Origin of the sequence: Spectribacter acetivorans (genome assembly GCF_031846305.1) — a bacterium.
In the GTDB taxonomy this organism is placed as follows: domain Bacteria; phylum Pseudomonadota; class Gammaproteobacteria; order Nevskiales; family Salinisphaeraceae; genus Spectribacter; species Spectribacter acetivorans.
This window is the reverse complement of record NZ_JAVRHY010000004.1, coordinates 91,016-106,176: the sequence shown is the minus strand read 5'-3', so window position 1 is coordinate 106,176 and position 15,161 is coordinate 91,016. Positions and strand designations below refer to the sequence as shown.

At 65.7% G+C, this 15,161-nt stretch carries 15 protein-coding genes; 4 read left to right on the top strand and 11 right to left on the bottom strand.

Features of this window, described 5'->3' with window-relative positions; translation table 11 throughout:
- Positions 1–2: 2 nt before the first annotated feature.
- The 8 genes from nuoI to ndhC all read right to left on the bottom strand — a co-directional run bounded on the left by nuoI (position 3) and on the right by ndhC (position 9,454).
- Positions 3–518 carry an NADH-quinone oxidoreductase subunit NuoI gene (gene nuoI / locus RM531_RS05825; RefSeq protein ID WP_311657982.1) on the bottom strand — a complete coding sequence of 172 codons (516 nt, stop codon included), beginning with the start codon at positions 516–518 and terminating at the stop codon, positions 3–5.
- A 136-nt stretch (positions 519–654) separates the two neighbouring features.
- A complete protein-coding gene (gene nuoH, locus RM531_RS05820) occupies positions 655–1,611 on the bottom strand; it encodes an NADH-quinone oxidoreductase subunit NuoH (protein WP_349255404.1) in 957 nt (318 codons plus the stop codon).
- Positions 1,612–1,625: 14 nt separating this feature from the next.
- Entirely contained in the window at positions 1,626–4,298 is a 2,673-nt protein-coding gene (gene nuoG, locus RM531_RS05815) for an NADH-quinone oxidoreductase subunit NuoG (RefSeq protein WP_311657979.1), read from the bottom strand.
- A 113-nt stretch (positions 4,299–4,411) separates the two neighbouring features.
- Complete coding sequence (nuoF, locus tag RM531_RS05810) at positions 4,412–5,707, bottom strand: NADH-quinone oxidoreductase subunit NuoF (protein WP_311657977.1); 1,296 nt, start codon at positions 5,705–5,707, stop codon at positions 4,412–4,414.
- Positions 5,708–5,827: 120 nt separating this feature from the next.
- Entirely contained in the window at positions 5,828–6,295 is a 468-nt protein-coding gene (gene nuoE / locus RM531_RS05805; RefSeq protein ID WP_311657976.1) for an NADH-quinone oxidoreductase subunit NuoE, read from the bottom strand.
- Between the two features lie 124 nt (positions 6,296–6,419).
- Complete coding sequence (gene nuoC / locus RM531_RS05800; RefSeq protein ID WP_311657975.1) at positions 6,420–8,168, bottom strand: NADH-quinone oxidoreductase subunit C/D; 1,749 nt, start codon at positions 8,166–8,168, stop codon at positions 6,420–6,422.
- A 115-nt stretch (positions 8,169–8,283) separates the two neighbouring features.
- Positions 8,284–8,922, bottom strand: a complete 639-nt coding sequence (locus tag RM531_RS05795; RefSeq protein WP_311657974.1) for an NADH-quinone oxidoreductase subunit B — start codon at positions 8,920–8,922, stop codon at positions 8,284–8,286.
- 115 nt (positions 8,923–9,037) lie between these two features.
- Positions 9,038–9,454 carry an NADH-quinone oxidoreductase subunit A gene (ndhC, locus tag RM531_RS05790; RefSeq protein WP_311657973.1) on the bottom strand — a complete coding sequence of 139 codons (417 nt, stop codon included), beginning with the start codon at positions 9,452–9,454 and terminating at the stop codon, positions 9,038–9,040.
- 209 nt (positions 9,455–9,663) lie between these two features.
- Here ndhC and RM531_RS05785 point away from each other — a divergent pair, with 209 nt between their 5' ends.
- The 3 genes from RM531_RS05785 (at position 9,664) to RM531_RS05775 (ending at position 11,446) form a co-directional block, all read left to right on the top strand.
- Positions 9,664–10,275, top strand: a complete 612-nt coding sequence (locus tag RM531_RS05785; RefSeq protein WP_311657972.1) for a class I SAM-dependent methyltransferase — start codon at positions 9,664–9,666, stop codon at positions 10,273–10,275.
- 252 nt (positions 10,276–10,527) lie between these two features.
- Positions 10,528–11,070 carry a hypothetical protein gene (locus RM531_RS05780; RefSeq protein ID WP_311657971.1) on the top strand — a complete coding sequence of 181 codons (543 nt, stop codon included), beginning with the start codon at positions 10,528–10,530 and terminating at the stop codon, positions 11,068–11,070.
- Between the two features lie 85 nt (positions 11,071–11,155).
- Positions 11,156–11,446, top strand: coding sequence for a hypothetical protein (locus RM531_RS05775; RefSeq protein WP_311657970.1), 291 nt, complete (start codon positions 11,156–11,158; stop codon positions 11,444–11,446).
- Here the strand turns inward: RM531_RS05775 and RM531_RS05770 are convergent.
- The 3 genes from RM531_RS05770 to RM531_RS05760 all read right to left on the bottom strand — a co-directional run bounded on the left by RM531_RS05770 (position 11,422) and on the right by RM531_RS05760 (position 13,603).
- A complete protein-coding gene (locus tag RM531_RS05770) occupies positions 11,422–11,763 on the bottom strand; it encodes a hypothetical protein (RefSeq protein WP_311657969.1) in 342 nt (113 codons plus the stop codon). The genes RM531_RS05775 and RM531_RS05770 overlap by 25 nt on opposite strands.
- 71 nt (positions 11,764–11,834) lie before the next feature.
- Positions 11,835–12,350 carry a response regulator transcription factor gene (locus tag RM531_RS05765; protein ID WP_311657968.1) on the bottom strand — a complete coding sequence of 172 codons (516 nt, stop codon included), beginning with the start codon at positions 12,348–12,350 and terminating at the stop codon, positions 11,835–11,837.
- Positions 12,347–13,603, bottom strand: a complete 1,257-nt coding sequence (locus RM531_RS05760) for a sensor histidine kinase (RefSeq protein WP_311657967.1) — start codon at positions 13,601–13,603, stop codon at positions 12,347–12,349. The genes RM531_RS05765 and RM531_RS05760 overlap by 4 nt, the downstream gene beginning before the upstream one ends.
- A 262-nt stretch (positions 13,604–13,865) precedes the next feature.
- Between RM531_RS05760 and RM531_RS05755 the strand changes: the two genes are divergently transcribed.
- The gene (locus tag RM531_RS05755; RefSeq protein WP_311657966.1) at positions 13,866–14,852 is read left to right on the top strand and encodes a hypothetical protein; all 987 of its coding nucleotides are present in this window, start codon (positions 13,866–13,868) and stop codon (positions 14,850–14,852) included.
- Positions 14,853–15,161: the final 309 nt, after the last annotated feature.

Below are 15,161 nucleotides of genomic sequence, written 5' to 3'. Positions count from 1 at the left end.
TGCTACGGCAGTAGCGACTTGACATCAATCGGCTTTTCCTCGTTCTGTGCCTCGCCCTTGTCCTTGCCGCCGACGGCCATGCCAGCGACGCGGTAGAAGTTGTAGCCCGGCTGTTTGCCCACGCCGGAGATCAGCAGATCCTCCTTTTCGTAGACCATCTGCTGGCGGTCGAACTCGCCCATCTCGAAATCGGGCGTGAGCTGGATCGCATAGGTGGGGCAGGCCTCCTCGCAGAACCCGCAGTAGATGCAGCGCGAGAAGTTGATCCGGAAGGTATCCGGCTTCCAGCGGCCGGTGTCGTCCTCGGTCTTGGTCAGGGCGATGCAGTCCACCGGGCAGGCCACGGCGCACAGATTGCAGGCCACGCAGCGTTCCTCGCCGTCCGGGTCGCGGGTCAGCACGATGCGACCGCGGTAGCGTGGCGGCAGGTAGGGACGTTCCTCCGGGTACTGCACCGTGTCGCGTTTGCGGAAACCGTGCAGGAAGACCATCCAGATTGTGCGCAGGTGGCTCAGCATGGCTTCGCTCCGCGAAGCAGTTTCGTGTTTCGTGTTTCAAGTTTCGAGTGAGCAGCGATAGCTGCTAGGCCTGATGTGTCGACCTTGGAACCCGAAGCTCGAAACTTGAAACGGGCGGTTTCCATATGCAGGTCGCTCATGATGTCCCCAGTGCCAGAACCATGGCGCCGGTCACCGCCACATTCAGCAGTGCCAGCGGCAGCATCACCTTCCAGCCGAAGCTCATCAACTGGTCGTAGCGTGGTCGCGGCAGCGAGGCTCGCAGCAGGATGAAGAACACCACCACCGCGCTCGTCTTCAGCACGAACCACACCAGCGGTGGCAGCCAGGGTCCCAGCCAGCCGCCGAGGAACAGCACCACGGTCATGGCCGAAACCAGGATCACGCCGACGTATTCGCCCACGAAGAACATGCCGAACTTCATGCCCGAATATTCCGTGTGAAAGCCGGCGGTCAGCTCGTGCTCCGCCTCGGGCAGATCGAAGGGCATGCGGTGGGTTTCCGCCACCCCGGCGATGAAGAAGATCACGAAGCCCAGGAACTGCGGCACCACGTACCACAACCCGGCCTGGGCCTCGACGATGGTGCGCAGGTTGAAGCTGCCGGCCTGCATTACCACGCCCAGCAGTGCCAGCCCCATGAATACCTCGTAGGACACCATCTGGGCGGCGGTACGCATGCCGCCGAGCAACGCGTACTTGTTGTTCGAAGCCCAGGCCGCGAATACCACGGCGTAGACCCCCAGGGAGGTCATGGCCAGGAAGAACAGCAGCCCGATGTTCATGTCGATGATGCCGACACCCGGCGCGAACGGGACCACCGCGAAGGCCATCAGCCCGGTAAACATGGCCAGCGCCGGGGCCAGGACAAACACGAACTTGTCGGCGAACGGCGGAATCCAGTCCTCCTTGAAGAAGATCTTGATCATGTCCGCCACCACCTGCAGCACGCCGAAGGGACCGACGCGGTTGGGCCCGTAGCGGTCCTGCCAGAGACCTAGCAGGCGGCGCTCGATCCAGGTCAGGAAGGCCGCCGACCCGACCAGCACCCCGAGAATGGCGCCGATCTGCGCGCCGGTGCCGATCACGGCGATGGCGGTGTCGTCGATCACGGGGCTACCACCGCGGGTAGTGTCAGCCCGGTCAGTCCTGGCAGCCCTACCGGTAGACCGATGCTGCGGTCGGCGAGGCTGTCCAGAATCCGGACCGGCAGGCTTAGATGCTCACCGCTGACGGTCAGGGTCAGGGTGTCGCCGTCGGTCAGGTTCAGTTCCCGGGCTGCTGCCGCGTTGAGCGCGGCATACGGCGTCGGGATGCGCCCGGCCATGGCCGGTGCCAGGGCGGACTGCGCCTCGCCGCCGAACAGGTGGTGCAGCGGAACGGCCAGCCACTCGTCGGCGGCCGAAGTCGCGTGCTCGATCGGGTCGGTCTCGTCGGCGCCGTCGAGCGGCAGGCGAACACCCGGATCGCCGCCACCCAGCGCGCCGCCCACCTCGTCCTGGAACTTGGTGATGGCCTGCTGGTTGGAATCCCAGCCCGGGGACCAGGCGAAGGGCAGCAGCGCCCCGGGCCGGCGGCCGGGCCAGCCCTCCATGCTGAAGGCCAGCGGTGAATCCGGATCCCGCGGCGGTGTGGGCTCGTGCACGCTGACATTGGCATGCAGGGCGGTGCGGCCGGAATAGCGATGAGTGCCGCGGGGCAGCCGCATGCCCGCGATGCGGAAATCCGCCCCGGGGGCGGCGTCGGCCACACCGACCAGACCTGGCCGGGCGGCGGTCATATGGGCGATCACGTCGTCGAGACTTTCCCAGGCCACCGGCCGATCCAGCCGGCGCAGCAGGGCCGCGCACCAGCGCCAGCTTTCGCGTACCGGCGCCTCGGCGGCATAGACCTGGAAGAAGCGCTGGGCGCGTCCTTCGTTGTTGACCAGCGTGCCGTCGGCTTCGGCAAAACTGCCAGCCGGCAAAGCCGCGTGGGCGCGGGTGAGGGTGGCATGCAGGCTGTGATCGATCACGATGACGTGCGTGGCGGCCTCCAGGGCGGCATCCACGCGCGCGCTCGAGGCGCGCTGATAGAGGTCGTTTTCCACCACCACCAGCGTGTCCGCGCTGCCGTCCACCAGATGCGCTAGCGCGCTGTCGACGGTCATGCCGCCGAGCAGGTCCACCCCCAGGCTGTTGCACTCGGGCAGGGTCAGGAACAGATGGCCCTTGCTGCCCAGCGTGCCGGCGACCGCCGCGGCGGCATCCAGGATGCGGGCGTCGCCGGCACCGGTGCCGGCCACCACGAGCGGCCGTTCGGCGCCGGCCAGGGCGTTCGCGATGGCGTTCGCCTGCTGCTGCAGCGCCGGGTCCAGTGCGTCGGGCGCGGGCTGGCTGGCGTCCAGGGCATGGGCGACGGCGCGGCCCAGCGCCGCGATGTCCGCCGGTCGGATGTAGCAGGTCGCGGCCGCCACGTCATCGAGCGCGGTCGCCGATGTGCTGGCGATGAACAGCGGGTGGCGGCGGTCGCCGGCGATGTCGCGCACTGCCCGATCGTGCCAGCGGGGGATGCCGTGGGCCACCGCATGATCCCGGGCCGCCCCGCGCACCGACTGGCGCAGCGACAGGGCCAGTCGCGCGGCGGTGTTGGTGACGTCCTCGCCAAGAATCAGTACTGCATCACAGTGCTCGGTTTGCCGCAGGCTGGGGCGTTCGCCCGGGTGTGTTGCCAGAAGTTGGCGCGCCCGGTGAACCAGTGCCTGCTCGCCGGCAGCCATGCCGGTGCTGAAATGATCCGCCCCCACCAGTTCCCGCAGGGCGTGATTGGTCTCCAGTGACGCCCGGGGGGAACCGATGCCGATAACGCCGCTGGCGGCGCGCAACTGTTCGGCAATGGTTTGCAGTGCGGCGTCGGTCTCGGCGGGTTGCAGGCCGTTGCCGGGGCTGCGCAGCTGCGCCTGCCGCGGTCGATCGTCGCGATTGACGAACCCGGCGCCGAAGCGGCCGCGGTCGCACAGGAAGTAGCCGTTGATCTCGCCGTGGTAGCGGTTCTGGACGCGCTTGAGCACGCCGTCGCGGGCGCCGGGCGAGATATTGCAGCCCAGCGAACAGTGCTGGCAGATGCCCGGGGCTGCCTGCAGGTCCCATTTGCGGGTGTAGCTGGCCCCCAGCGTCTTGTCGGTGAACACCCCGGTGGGGCACACCTCCACCAGATTGCCGGAGAAGGGGTTCTCCAGCGTGCCGTCCTCATGGCGGCCGAAATAGACGTTGTCGTGCGCGGCAAAGGCTTCCAGGTCCTCGCCGCCGGCGTAGTCGCGGTAGTAGCGCACGCAGCGGTAACAGGCGATGCAGCGGTTCATCTCGTGGCTGATGAACGGGCCCAGATCCTGGTTGCGGTGGGTGCGCTTGGTGCCCCGGTAGCGCCGGCGGGTGTGGCCGGTCATCAGGGTCATGTCCTGCAGGTGGCATTCGCCGCCTTCCTCGCACACCGGACAGTCGTGTGGATGATTGATCATCAGCCATTCGATGATGCGGGCACGAAAATTCACCGCGTCGGCGTCGTTGAGCGCGATGCGCGTCCCCTCGGCGGCCGGTGTCATGCAGGCCATGACGATGCTGCCCTGTTCGTCGTCGGCATCACGAAACTGCTTGACCGCGCACTGGCGGCAGGCACCCACCGAATCCAGGCAGGGATGCCAGCAGAAGTAGGGCAGGTCGTAACCCAGCGACAGCGCGGCGTCGAGCAGATTCTTGCGCTCGTCGACGTCGTGTTCGCGGTTGTCGATGCGGATCTTGGCCATGGTTTGCTACGACAGTTTCGAGTTTCGGGTTTCGAGTGTCGGGATAAAAGCAAGGGCTCCCGCATCCGGTGGCCTGAGCTTGAAACTTGAAACTTGAAGCTTGAAACGAAAGTTCACGCCGATTCCTCCAGTGCCTGACCATTGCCCGCCGGGATCAATGACTCCAGTTCCTCCCGGAAGTATTTCAACGCACTTTCCAGTGGTCCCATCGCCCCCGGGGCGTGAGCACAGAAGGTCATGCCCGGTCCCAGCAGCTTGGTGTGCATGACCAGGTTCTGGATATCGCCGGGTTGACCCCGGCCCTGTTCCAGGTCGAGCAGCAGTTTCTCCACCCAGGGCAGGCCATCCCGGCAGGGGGTGCACCAGCCGCAGGATTCCTGGGCATAGAAATGCTCGAGATTGCGCAGTACGCCCACGATCGGCGTGTCCTCGTCCACCACGATCATGGTCCCGGTGCCCAGACGGCTGCCGGCGGCGCCGACGCCCTCGTAGTCCATCGGTACGTCGAGATGTTCGCCGGTCAGAAACAGGGTGGAACCGCCACCGGGCAACAGGCCCTTGAGTGCCTTGCCGCCCCGCACGCCGCCGAAGTACTGGTCGAGAAGCTCGCCCAGGGGGACGCCCATCGGCAGTTCGACCAGACCGGGCTTTTCGATCTGCCCCGATGCCCCGAACAGCTTGGTGCCGCCGTCCTTGTGCAGGCCGAGATTCTGATACCAGTCGGCGCCGTTGGTGACGATGTGCGGCACGTTGCACAGGGTTTCCACGTTGTTGACGGTGGTCGGGCGGCCGAACAGGCCGCTGGCCGCGGGGAAGGGCGGCTTGGAGCGGGGGATGGCCCGCTTGCCTTCGAGGGCCGATAGCAGTGCGCTTTCCTCGCCGCAGATATAGCGGCCGGCGCTCATGTGCAGGTGGATGCGCAGGGAGAAATCGGTATCCAGGATATGGTCGCCCAGCAGGCCGGCCTCGGTGGCCTCATCGATGGCCCGCTGCAGCCGGCGCTGCGATTCCACGTATTCGCCGCGGATGAAGACGTAGCAGATATCCGCACCGATCGCGTAGCTGCTGACAATCAGCGCCTCGATGAACTGATGCGGATCGCCCTCCATGAGCAGCCGGTCCTTGAAGGTGCCGGGCTCCATTTCGTCGGCATTGGCGACCAGATAGATGTGGGGCGGTCGCGCCGGATCATCCTGTTCGAAGCGGGGCATGAAACCCCACTTCATGCCGGTGGCAAACCCTGCGCCGCCGCGCCCGCGCAGGCCCGCCTGCTTGACCAGATCGGTGACCGTTTGCGGGGTCATGTCCCGCAGGGCCTGGCGCAACGCCTGGTAACCCCCGGTGGCTTCGTATTCGGCCAGGGTGGGTGGTGTGCGATCCGGGCGGATGTTGCGAGTCAGGACCTTCATGGCTTCGCCCCGGCGGATGGTCTCGTGTGTCGTGTGTCGTGTTTCGTGCAGGTAATCCCCGGCGCGCGGCTTGCTGAACCCAACATGAAACACGACACCGGAAACTTGAAGCCGTAACCGCTACTCATAACGCGCCAGTACCTCGTCGAGCCGTTCCGGCGTCAGCTTGCCGTGGTAGTCCTCTCCCACCCGCATCGAGGGGGCGTTGTCGCAATCACCCAGACAGCAGATGGGCAGCAGGGTGAAACGGTCGTCCGGCGTGGTCTCGCCGTAGTCGATACCCAGCGATTCGCTCAGATGCGCCTTGACGCCGTCGTAGCCACACAGATAGCAGGACACCGAATCACACAACATGATCACGTGCCGGCCCACCGGGCGGCGGAAGATCAGGTTGTAGAAAGTGGCCACCGACTCCATCGCTGCCACCGGCACCCCGACCACCTCGGCGGCGGCTGCCAGGGCGTCATCCGACACCCAGCCGCGGTGTTGCTGCACTACCTTCAGTGCCTCGATGGAGGCGGCCTGGGGGTTCTCGTACAGCCCCATTTCGTGCCGGATCTCGGCGATTTCCTCGTCGCTCAGCGTCATGTCGCCATCCTGCGAAAGCCGCGGAAGTCGCAACGCACGCAACGCGTTTCTCGCTGTCGCGCAATCGCTGTATTCATGCCTTCGCGCACGTTGCGTTCCTTGCGGCCAGGGTAGTCGGCATTGCTCATCGATCCACATCCGCCATCACGAAATCGATCGACGCGATGATCGCGATCAGGTCGGGCACCATGTGGCCGCGGCTCATGAACGGGATCATCTGCAGGTGGGCAAAGCTGGGCGTGCGGATGCGCGTGCGGTAGCTCATGGTCCCGCCATCGGAGGTGATGTAGTAGCTGTTGAGCCCCTTGGTGCCCTCGACCATGCCCTCGCATTCTCCCGGCGGGACGATCGGGCCCCAGCTCACGGTCAGGAAATGGGCGATGAGCGTTTCGATGTCCTGCATCGTGCGCTCCTTGGGCGGCGGGGTGGTCATGCGGTGATCGGCCTTGTAGTCGCCGCCGGGCATGTTGGCCAGGCACTGGCGCACGATGCGAACGCTCTGTCGCATTTCCTCCAGACGCACCATCGCGCGGTCGTAGCAGTCGCCGCGCGTCCCCACGGGCACATCGAACTCGAATTCGTCGTAGCCGGCGTAGGGGCGCTCCTTGCGCAGGTCCCACTGATACCCGGTGGCCCGCAGCATGGGGCCGGTGGCGCCCCAGTCGATGGCCTCTTCCGGCGTCATGGCGCCGATGCCGCGGGTGCGACGAATGGTCAGGTCGTTGCGCATGGCCATGCGCTCGTATTCATCCAGCCGCTCGGGGAACCAGTCGAGAAACTCCTGCACCTTGCGGTCCCAGCCATCGGGAAGGTCCATGGCCATGCCACCGATGCGGAAGTAGGCCGGGTGCATGCGAAAGCCGCAGATGGCCTCGATGATGTCGTAGACTTTCTGCCGGTCTGTGAACATGTAGAAGATCGGGCTCATGCCCCCGATGTCCTGCAGGAACGTGCCCAGGAACAGCAGGTGGGACATGATGCGGAACAACTCGCTGAGCATCACGCGGGAAACCCGCGCCCGCGGCGGTACCTCGATGTCCAGCATCCGCTCCAGCGCCATCACGTAGGGCAGCTCGTTCATCACGCCGCCCAGGTAATCCACCCGGTCGGTGTAGGGGATATAGGTGTGCCAAGTCTGGCGCTCGCCCATCTTCTCGGCGCCGCGGTGGTGGTAGCCGATGTCGGGCACTGCCCCCAGGATTTCCTCGCCGTCGAGCTGGGCCACCACCCGGAACACGCCGTGCACGCTGGGATGGTTCGGGCCCAGATTCAGGAACATGAATTCGCTGTCGTCGGACTCGCGTTTCATGCCCCATTCCTCGGGCTTGAACTGCAGGGCGTCCTCCTCCACCCGCATGCGTTCCGGCGGCAGCGAGAAGGGGTCCACCTCGGTGGCGCGGGCGTAGTGATCCTTGCGTAGCGGATGCCCTTCCCAGGTGGGCGGCATCAGAATGCGCCGCAGGTTGGGATGGCCATCGAAGCGCACTCCGAACATGTCCCAGGCCTCGCGCTCGTACCAGTTGGCGTTGGACCAGAGATCGGCAATACTCGGCAGGCTGGGGGACTCCCCGGTCAGCGCCACTTTGAGACGAATCTCGCGCACCGGTTCCAGCGCCAGCAGGTGGTAGACCACGGTGAACGTGCTGGCCGGCAGCCCCTCGCGGTGTTCGCGGGCGCGCTCGTCGACCACGGTGATGTCGTAGAGCATGCGGTAGGCCACGCTGGCCTCGCGCTTGAGATAGGCCAGCACCTCGCGCAACCGGTCCGCGTCCATCCACAGCGTCGGCATGCCGTCCGCGGTGGCCTGCGTCAGGAACGCCGACTCGCCGAAGCGCGTGATCAGCTCGGCGCGAATGTCGGTGGGGGTCAGCATGGCACCGCGCTGTTGCGCCGTTTCCGGTGTCCGGTTTCAGGTGTCGAGAATGAGCGCGAAGCACTCGCTATCGGTGCCGCTCGAAACGCGAAGCCTGCAACTCGTGACGCCAACGTTACACCCCGTCCGGCGTGCGCAGGTTGGATTCCGCCATCCGTCCGCTGCGCTTGCGCTCGCGGTTCGACAGTTTCGGCGCCTTGGTCACGCCCTGCGGCCCAATGGCCCAGGACAGCGGCCTGGTCTCCGAGCCGATAGACTCCTGCAACAGCATCAGCCCCTCGAGAAAGGCTTCGGGCCGCGGCGGGCAGCCCGACACGTACACATCCACCGGCAGGAACTTGTCCACCCCCTGGACCACGGAGTAGATGTCGTACATGCCGCCGGAATTGGCGCAGGAACCCATGGAGATCACCCAGCGCGGCTCCATCATCTGCTCGTAGAGCCGCTGGATCACCGGCGCCATCTTCATGAACACGGTGCCGGAGATGACGATGACGTCCGCCTGCCGCGGGGTGGCGCGGATCACCTCCGACCCGAAACGGGCCAGGTCGTGCGGCGTGGTGAAGGCGCTGGCCATCTCCACATAGCAGCAGGAAAGGCCGAAGTTGAACGGCCAGATGGAATTCTTGCGCCCCCAGGCAACCAGGTCATCCAGCTTCGCCATCACGACGTTCTTGCGAACGGCGTCGTCAAAGCCGCCGTCGCCCGCCGTCTGCTCGGCGGGTTGATCCGGCCTGGTCCACGACCAGCGCATCTGGCTAACCTCCTTGCCGCAAATCGAAACGGCTGCGGCCGCACCGTGTCTGGCTGTTGCGATCGAGTGCGGCGAACCCCCACGTGCGCCGCCCTGCCACGGTCGTCAATCCTCGCTAGGGCGTCAACCGCCCGGCTGCCCGCTTGCGGTCGGGCCGCGCGCCCCAGTCGAGCGCGCCCAGCCGCCACTCGTAGACGAGGGCGACGGTCAGTATGAACAGGAATACCATGGCGCCGGCATAGCCGGGCCAGCCGACCTCGGTGGCAGCAACGCCCCAGGCGAACAGGAACACCACTTCCAGGTCGAACAATACGAAGAAGATGGCAACCAGGTAGAACTTGGCGGAATAGCGCAGGCGGGCGTTACCCACCGGCTTGACGCCGGATTCGTAGGGCTCGCCGGTGACGCGGTCCTGATGACGGCCGCCCAGGACATGCGACAGGCCCAGCATCAGGCCGATCATCCCCAGCACCGCCACCGTGTAGGCAAGCAGTGGCCAGATAGCACTGGCGCTTTCGGTCAACGGACTCATCGCGTCACACCGTCCTTGTACCCCTAGGGGTACTGGTTTCGTAATCGGCGGCAACTGTCAAACCATGACGGAAATGAGGGCGCTTGACTAGAGGTGTGGTAACCAGACGGCCGGTCAGTAGAGTGTATTCGCGCGAATCGGTATCATTGTCGGCTGGACAGGCGCCCGGTTCAGGCGCTCGTATTCCCCACGAAATGAGGATTCTCGGCATGGAACAGCAGGCCGTAACCACCGCATACAAGCGGCTCGCCAGCACCTATGACCGGTTTTTCGGACCCGTCTTCGAGCAGGGGCGCCAGCGGGCTCTGCGGAAGATGGGTTGCCAGGCAGGCCAGCATATTCTCGAAGTGGGTGTGGGTACCGGGCTGTCCCTCCCGCAATATCCGGATGGTGTCCGGGTCACCGGCATCGACGTGTCCGAGCCCATGCTCGAGCGCGCCCGCCGCCGGCTGAACGGTCATGCCGACCGCATCGATCTGGCGGTCATGGATGCGCAGGAGCTCGAGTACGACGACAACAGCTTCGACAAGGTCGTGGCCATGTACGTGGCCTCCGTGGTGCCCGACCCGGACGCGATGATCCGCGAGATGAAGCGGGTGTGCCGCCCGGGCGGCGAGCTCTACATTGTCAATCACTTCAGCCGCGACCGCGGGGTGATGGCGAAACTGGAACGTGCCGCGGCGCCCCTGTCCGAGCTGGTCGGCTTCCGTCCGCTGTTCCCGCTGCAAGACTTCCTAGCCATGGCGCAGCTCGAGGAAGTGGAGATCGAGCCGGTGAATGCCTTTGGTTACTGGTCGCTGATCCGCGCGGTCAACCGCTAGTCCGACGCCGCCCTCACGGGGCGCTGCCGAGGAATCGTGACGCGAGGCGTGCATCGTGCCTCGATTCCGACAGGCCCGGGCGCCACGCGCTCCAAGGACCCGGCTTTTCTTCCGTCCAGTGGAAAAATGACGCCTCCGCCGATGGAGGCTTGACACCTGGGAACCGCCGCAATATGATGCACCGCAACATTGTTGCAACGCAGCAATGCCATAGTTGATTATCGCAAAACGGCAACCGGAGGAAGGGACACCATGGCGATTCAGGACATGATCAAGGACGTTGCAGCACGCGTCGACCGTGCGCGCAAACCGTATCAGGACGCGCTCAATACTTATGTGGACGTGCAGAAGAAGGCGTTCAAGGTGGTTACCGGCGGCGCCCGCACGCTGGCCCGTACCGAGATCCAGGCAGCGAAGGACGTGTTCTCCGCTGCCCGGTCGAGCTTCGACAAGGCCCGTACCGATGGCGTGCGTCAGGTGGCGAACCAGCCCCAGGCCTACCTGCCGGAAGGTCGTGACCGCCTGGTCAGCGCCTACAAGGACACGCTCGACCTGATCGTGAAGACCAGCAACGAACTCACCGACGTCATGACCGACGGGTACAAGAAGGTGCTCAAGTCGCTCAACGGCAAGCCTGCGGCCAAGAAGAAGGCGCCGGCCAAGAAGCCGGCCCGCAAGACCGCGGCCAAGCGTGCCAGCAACACCGGCACCAAGGCGTCGACCGCTCGCAAGACCACCACGGCGAGCAAGGCCAAGTCCACCGGCAATGGTTCGGCGGCGACCTCCGCTTCCTAGGATCTGTCGGCCAATGACGGCCCCGGCCCGGCAGGTCCTTCGGATCTGACCGGGCTTTTTTTACGGCAGCACGGAGGCTGATTGAATGAAGACAATGTCACGCTACGCACGCGCCGGCGCCGGTGCGGTTCTGGCAGCCCTGCAGCAACTGGTCATGACCGAACAGTTGCACGCGCAGGTGCAGTGGCAGCGTCTTCAGGCCCGCGCCAGTGTGGCGCTGCAGGCCGGCGATGTCGGCACGCTGTTGCGGGACCAGCGGCGACTGCGAACCCCGTCAGCCGAAAGTGCCGGGATCGCCGCCGCCTGGCGCGGTGCGCTGGCAGCGGCCCGGCGGCAGTGGCAGGCCCGGCTTCAGTCCTTGCCGCCGGAGGACTGACCCCCGGATTTGCGTCGCGACCCGGTGCGGCGTGTGCCCGAGCTGCCGGCCTTGCCCTGGCGCTTTCCGGTGTCCGCGTCATCCTCTTCCTCGGTATACAGGCGGCTGGCCGCCATGCCCAGGATTCGTTGCAGCGTCTTGTTGCCCCAGTCGGTGGTTTCTCGCAGCAATTCCGCGGGATCGAAATTGTCGGCGCCGCGCGACACGCGCGTGCGCACGTAATCGATCATGTCTTCCTGCAGGCCGGCCACGTCCGGCAGGCCCAGGAAATGGCGCAGTTCCGCGGGGGTGACGTCGATTTCGATGTTTATCTTCATGGGTTCATCCGGCCACTGAAATCCTCGCCGGCATTAAAGCACGGCGGGCGGCGGCAAACGAACGGCCGGCGTCAGCGTGGCTTGTTGGGCCGTTTCGCCAGCTTGCGCTGGAGAGTGCGGCGATGCAGCCCCAGTGACCGGGCGGTGGCGGAGATATTGCCGCCGTGAGCGTCTAGCACCCGTTCGATGTGATCACGCTCGAGCCGCTGCAGCGAGGGCGGTTCGATCCGGGTGGGTGCCGCATCGTCCGATAGGGCTGCGAGAATCTCGGGGGCGGTGGCCGGTTTGGGCAGATAGTTGGCCGCGCCCAGCTTGATGGCGGCCACGGCCGTCTGAACGGTGGCATAGCCGGTCAGCACCAGGATGCGCAGGCCGGGACGGCAGTCCAGCAGGGGTTCGATCAGGGCGAGTCCGGAATCTTCACCCAGGTGCAGGTCGAGGATGGCGGCGTCCGGCGTGAATGCGCGAGCCAGGTCGATGGCATCGTGGGGGTTGTTCGCTACCTGCGCGTCCAGCCCCCGCCGCGACAGGCTGCGGGCGAGCGTGGCCGCGAACACGGCATCATCCTCGATTACCAGCACTTTCATACGACGGGACGCAACCGGCTCAGTGGCAGGCGCACCTCGGTGCGCAATCCCCGCGGATGGCGGTTGGACTGGCGGACTTCGCCGCCCAGGTACTCGATACTTGAATGGGTCAGGACCAGGCCAAGCCCGTGGCCGTCCGCACGCGAGGTAAACACCTGCCGGCCGGCCCGGTGCAGGTCGCCTGCGCTCAGGCCCGGTCCTTCGTCCTCGATGATCACGATCAACTGGTCGTCGGTCGCGGTGGCTCGAATACGCACCGGCAGGCCGCGGGCCGATCGCGCGGCGTTGTCCAGCATGTTGGCCAGCGCCGGCTGCAGCACCGGTGGTTCGAGGATGGAGAGTTGGCGCGGTAGTCCGGAGAAGTCCGCCTCGGTGGGGGTGTCCGGATGCGCCAGACGCCACTGATCCAGCAGCTCGGCGAGGACGGCGCGGGCCGGCCGCAATGATGGTGTGGTGTCGGCATCGGTCGCGAGCACTGTACGCAGCCGCTGCCGGCACTGGTCGATCTGGTCGGCCAGGGTGTCGAGATCGGTCCGGGCACTGGATGACAGCGCGGTTTCGTTGCGCAACTCGTCCACCAGCAGGGTCATGGTGCCGAGCGGGGTGTTCAGCTGGTGGGCGGTGCTGGCGGCAAGCGTGGCTGTCGCCACGATCTGTTCGTCGCGCAGCGCCTTTTCCCGCGCCTCGCCGAGGTCCTGCTCTCGCTGGCGCAGGAGCCCGGCCAGCCGGACCAGGGCGATGGTGGTGAGCGTGGCGGCAATCATGAAGTTCAGCCACATGCCCGCGACGTGCAGGAAGAAGAAATTGCCGCCGCCGTGGTGGCCGGCCGGCGTCGCCGCATAGACCGCGAACAATCCGGAATAGGCCGCCGCGCAGACCGCCCAGATCGCCCAGGCGCTGGCCATCGGCATGGCCGCCGCGGCGATGGCCACTGGCACCAGGTAAAGCGACACGAATGGATTGGCTGGCCCGCCGGACAGAGCCAGCAGCAGCGTCAGCGCGAGAATATCTGCCCCCAGATGAACGAAGACCCTGGTCTGGGTAACCGCCCGACGATCGTTGCCGAGCCCGGTTAAAAGATTGAATGCGACCAGCGCGGCGGGTACCGCCAGCATCGGCATCAGCGGCAGCGTCATATCCGGCAGGGCACTGGCCAGCAGTGTGCCGGCTACCTGCAGTATCGCCGCCAGCCAGCGGAGGCGGCGTAGCAGGCCAATCACCTGGGGTGGCGTGAGAACGGCTTGGTCGGTCATGCGGGTCTCGCGTGGGGCCCTCATGTTACCCGGATATCCGGCGCCGATTGCGCGCGCAGCTGCGGCGAATCGTCGCAGGAAATCGCCTTGATTCGAGGCGCCCCTAAAGTTTGCGCGGCCGCAGCCGTTACAGGGCTTGTAGGATAATTCCCACGCCTTCTGTGCGATGATTGCGCTGGGGTAGGGGTGGTGCTAGCTTACGTGTCCCAAAATTGACCACTGTTTCAGTAATTACCAGAATCCCTGCGAGGAGAGACTAATGATGAAGAAGCAATTGTTTGCCGGTGCTGCTGTACTGGCTTTCGCCGGCGGCGCGACTGCCGCCGATCCGGTCGGCAACTTCCTGGCTGGCCTCGACGGCGCCGCCGTGAACCTCGACAGCACGCTCGACGCGCTGGTCGTCGGCAATTCCAGCGGCACGGCCAACGGCCTGACCGCGTTGGTGACGGAATTCAGCACCACCGTGGCTACCGACACCGCGGGCGAAGATCTGGCCATCATGGGCGCTGACCTGGGCAACCAGCTCAACGCCACCGGCCAGCAGTTCCTGTACCCGCTGCTTGATCAGCTCACCATGCCGGGGGCAGAGCCGTTGGCTCCGTTCGCGCAGTTCTATCTGGACTCGGGTGCGCTGGCGCAGGGCATTCCCTTCGTGCGTTCCAACGGCAGCGTGACCATTTTCGAGGCGGCGGGCGCCTCGTCGCTGGAAGCATTCGGTTTCCCGGCCAGCACCCTTGCTGATCTGATCGGTCCGGGCGGGCAGTTGTCCACCGCACTGGGGGATATCCTGGCCGGCGGCGTGCCGGGTGGTGAAGGCTTCGGCCTGCCCATTCCGGGTATGGAAGATGGTGCCGGCCTGCCGGGCGCGGACATTCTCCTCGGCTTCCTGCCGGGTGGTGACGGCGAAATGAGCTCGGGCATCCCCGGCGCCGATATCCTGCTCGGCTTCCTGCCGGTCGGTGGGGACATGGCGTCCGGGCTGGGTCCCGACGCGTTGCTCGCCCTGCTGCCGATTCCTGGCGGTGAAGGTAGCGAAGGCGGCCTGCCTGGTGCCGATATCCTTCTGGGCCTGATTCCGGGTGCTGACGGTAGTGCCAGCGCTGAGGGCGGCCTGCCGGGTCTCGACACCCTGCTGGTTCTGATCCCGATGGGTGAAGACGGCTCGCCGCTGGGCATGTTGCCGCTGGGTCCCGATGCGCTGCTCGGGCTGCTGAGCAGCTTCAGTCTGCCGGGTATGAACGGCGCCTGAAACGCTTCGACCTGACGGGTTGAAACGCGCAAAAAGCCCCCGCCTTGGCGGGGGCTTTTTTGTGCACGCTAGTGCTGGTGTTTGGTAGTCCCGCGAGAATCGCGAGATTGGGTGAGCCGTAATAAATCGCCGGATCGAGCCGGTACCACGCCGAGGTACGAGGGGGGACCGGGAGACGCCGACCCGATCCGGCGGACTCATCGACGGGGTTGCCGCCGATGTCATAGGCACTGCACCAGTCGTGCCAGGTTATATAAATTTAATAAAAACAAAAAGATAAAGGTTCCCGGGCGGCTGTCTCTGCGCAAT

Excerpts from the sequence above, each read along its gene's own strand:
- RM531_RS05755 (WP_311657966.1), top strand. The coding sequence starts at position 13,866 with ATGAAGAAGCAATTGTTTGCCGGTGCTGCTGTACTGGCTTTCGCCGGC.
- RM531_RS05770 (WP_311657969.1), bottom strand. The coding sequence starts at position 11,763 with ATGAAGATAAACATCGAAATCGACGTCACCCCCGCGGAACTGCGCCAT.
- nuoF (WP_311657977.1), bottom strand. The coding sequence starts at position 5,707 with ATGAAGGTCCTGACTCGCAACATCCGCCCGGATCGCACACCACCCACC.
- RM531_RS05780 (WP_311657971.1), top strand. The coding sequence starts at position 10,528 with ATGGCGATTCAGGACATGATCAAGGACGTTGCAGCACGCGTCGACCGT.
- RM531_RS05765 (WP_311657968.1), bottom strand. The coding sequence starts at position 12,350 with ATGAAAGTGCTGGTAATCGAGGATGATGCCGTGTTCGCGGCCACGCTC.
- nuoC (WP_311657975.1), bottom strand. The coding sequence starts at position 8,168 with ATGCTGACCCCCACCGACATTCGCGCCGAGCTGATCACGCGCTTCGGC.
- RM531_RS05785 (WP_311657972.1), top strand. The coding sequence starts at position 9,664 with ATGGAACAGCAGGCCGTAACCACCGCATACAAGCGGCTCGCCAGCACC.
- nuoG (WP_311657979.1), bottom strand. The coding sequence starts at position 4,298 with ATGGCCAAGATCCGCATCGACAACCGCGAACACGACGTCGACGAGCGC.
- RM531_RS05795 (WP_311657974.1), bottom strand. The coding sequence starts at position 8,922 with ATGCGCTGGTCGTGGACCAGGCCGGATCAACCCGCCGAGCAGACGGCG.
- RM531_RS05775 (WP_311657970.1), top strand. The coding sequence starts at position 11,156 with ATGAAGACAATGTCACGCTACGCACGCGCCGGCGCCGGTGCGGTTCTG.
- nuoI (WP_311657982.1), bottom strand. The coding sequence starts at position 518 with ATGCTGAGCCACCTGCGCACAATCTGGATGGTCTTCCTGCACGGTTTC.
- ndhC (WP_311657973.1), bottom strand. The coding sequence starts at position 9,454 with ATGAGTCCGTTGACCGAAAGCGCCAGTGCTATCTGGCCACTGCTTGCC.
- nuoE (WP_311657976.1), bottom strand. The coding sequence starts at position 6,295 with ATGACGCTGAGCGACGAGGAAATCGCCGAGATCCGGCACGAAATGGGG.
- RM531_RS05760 (WP_311657967.1), bottom strand. The coding sequence starts at position 13,603 with ATGACCGACCAAGCCGTTCTCACGCCACCCCAGGTGATTGGCCTGCTA.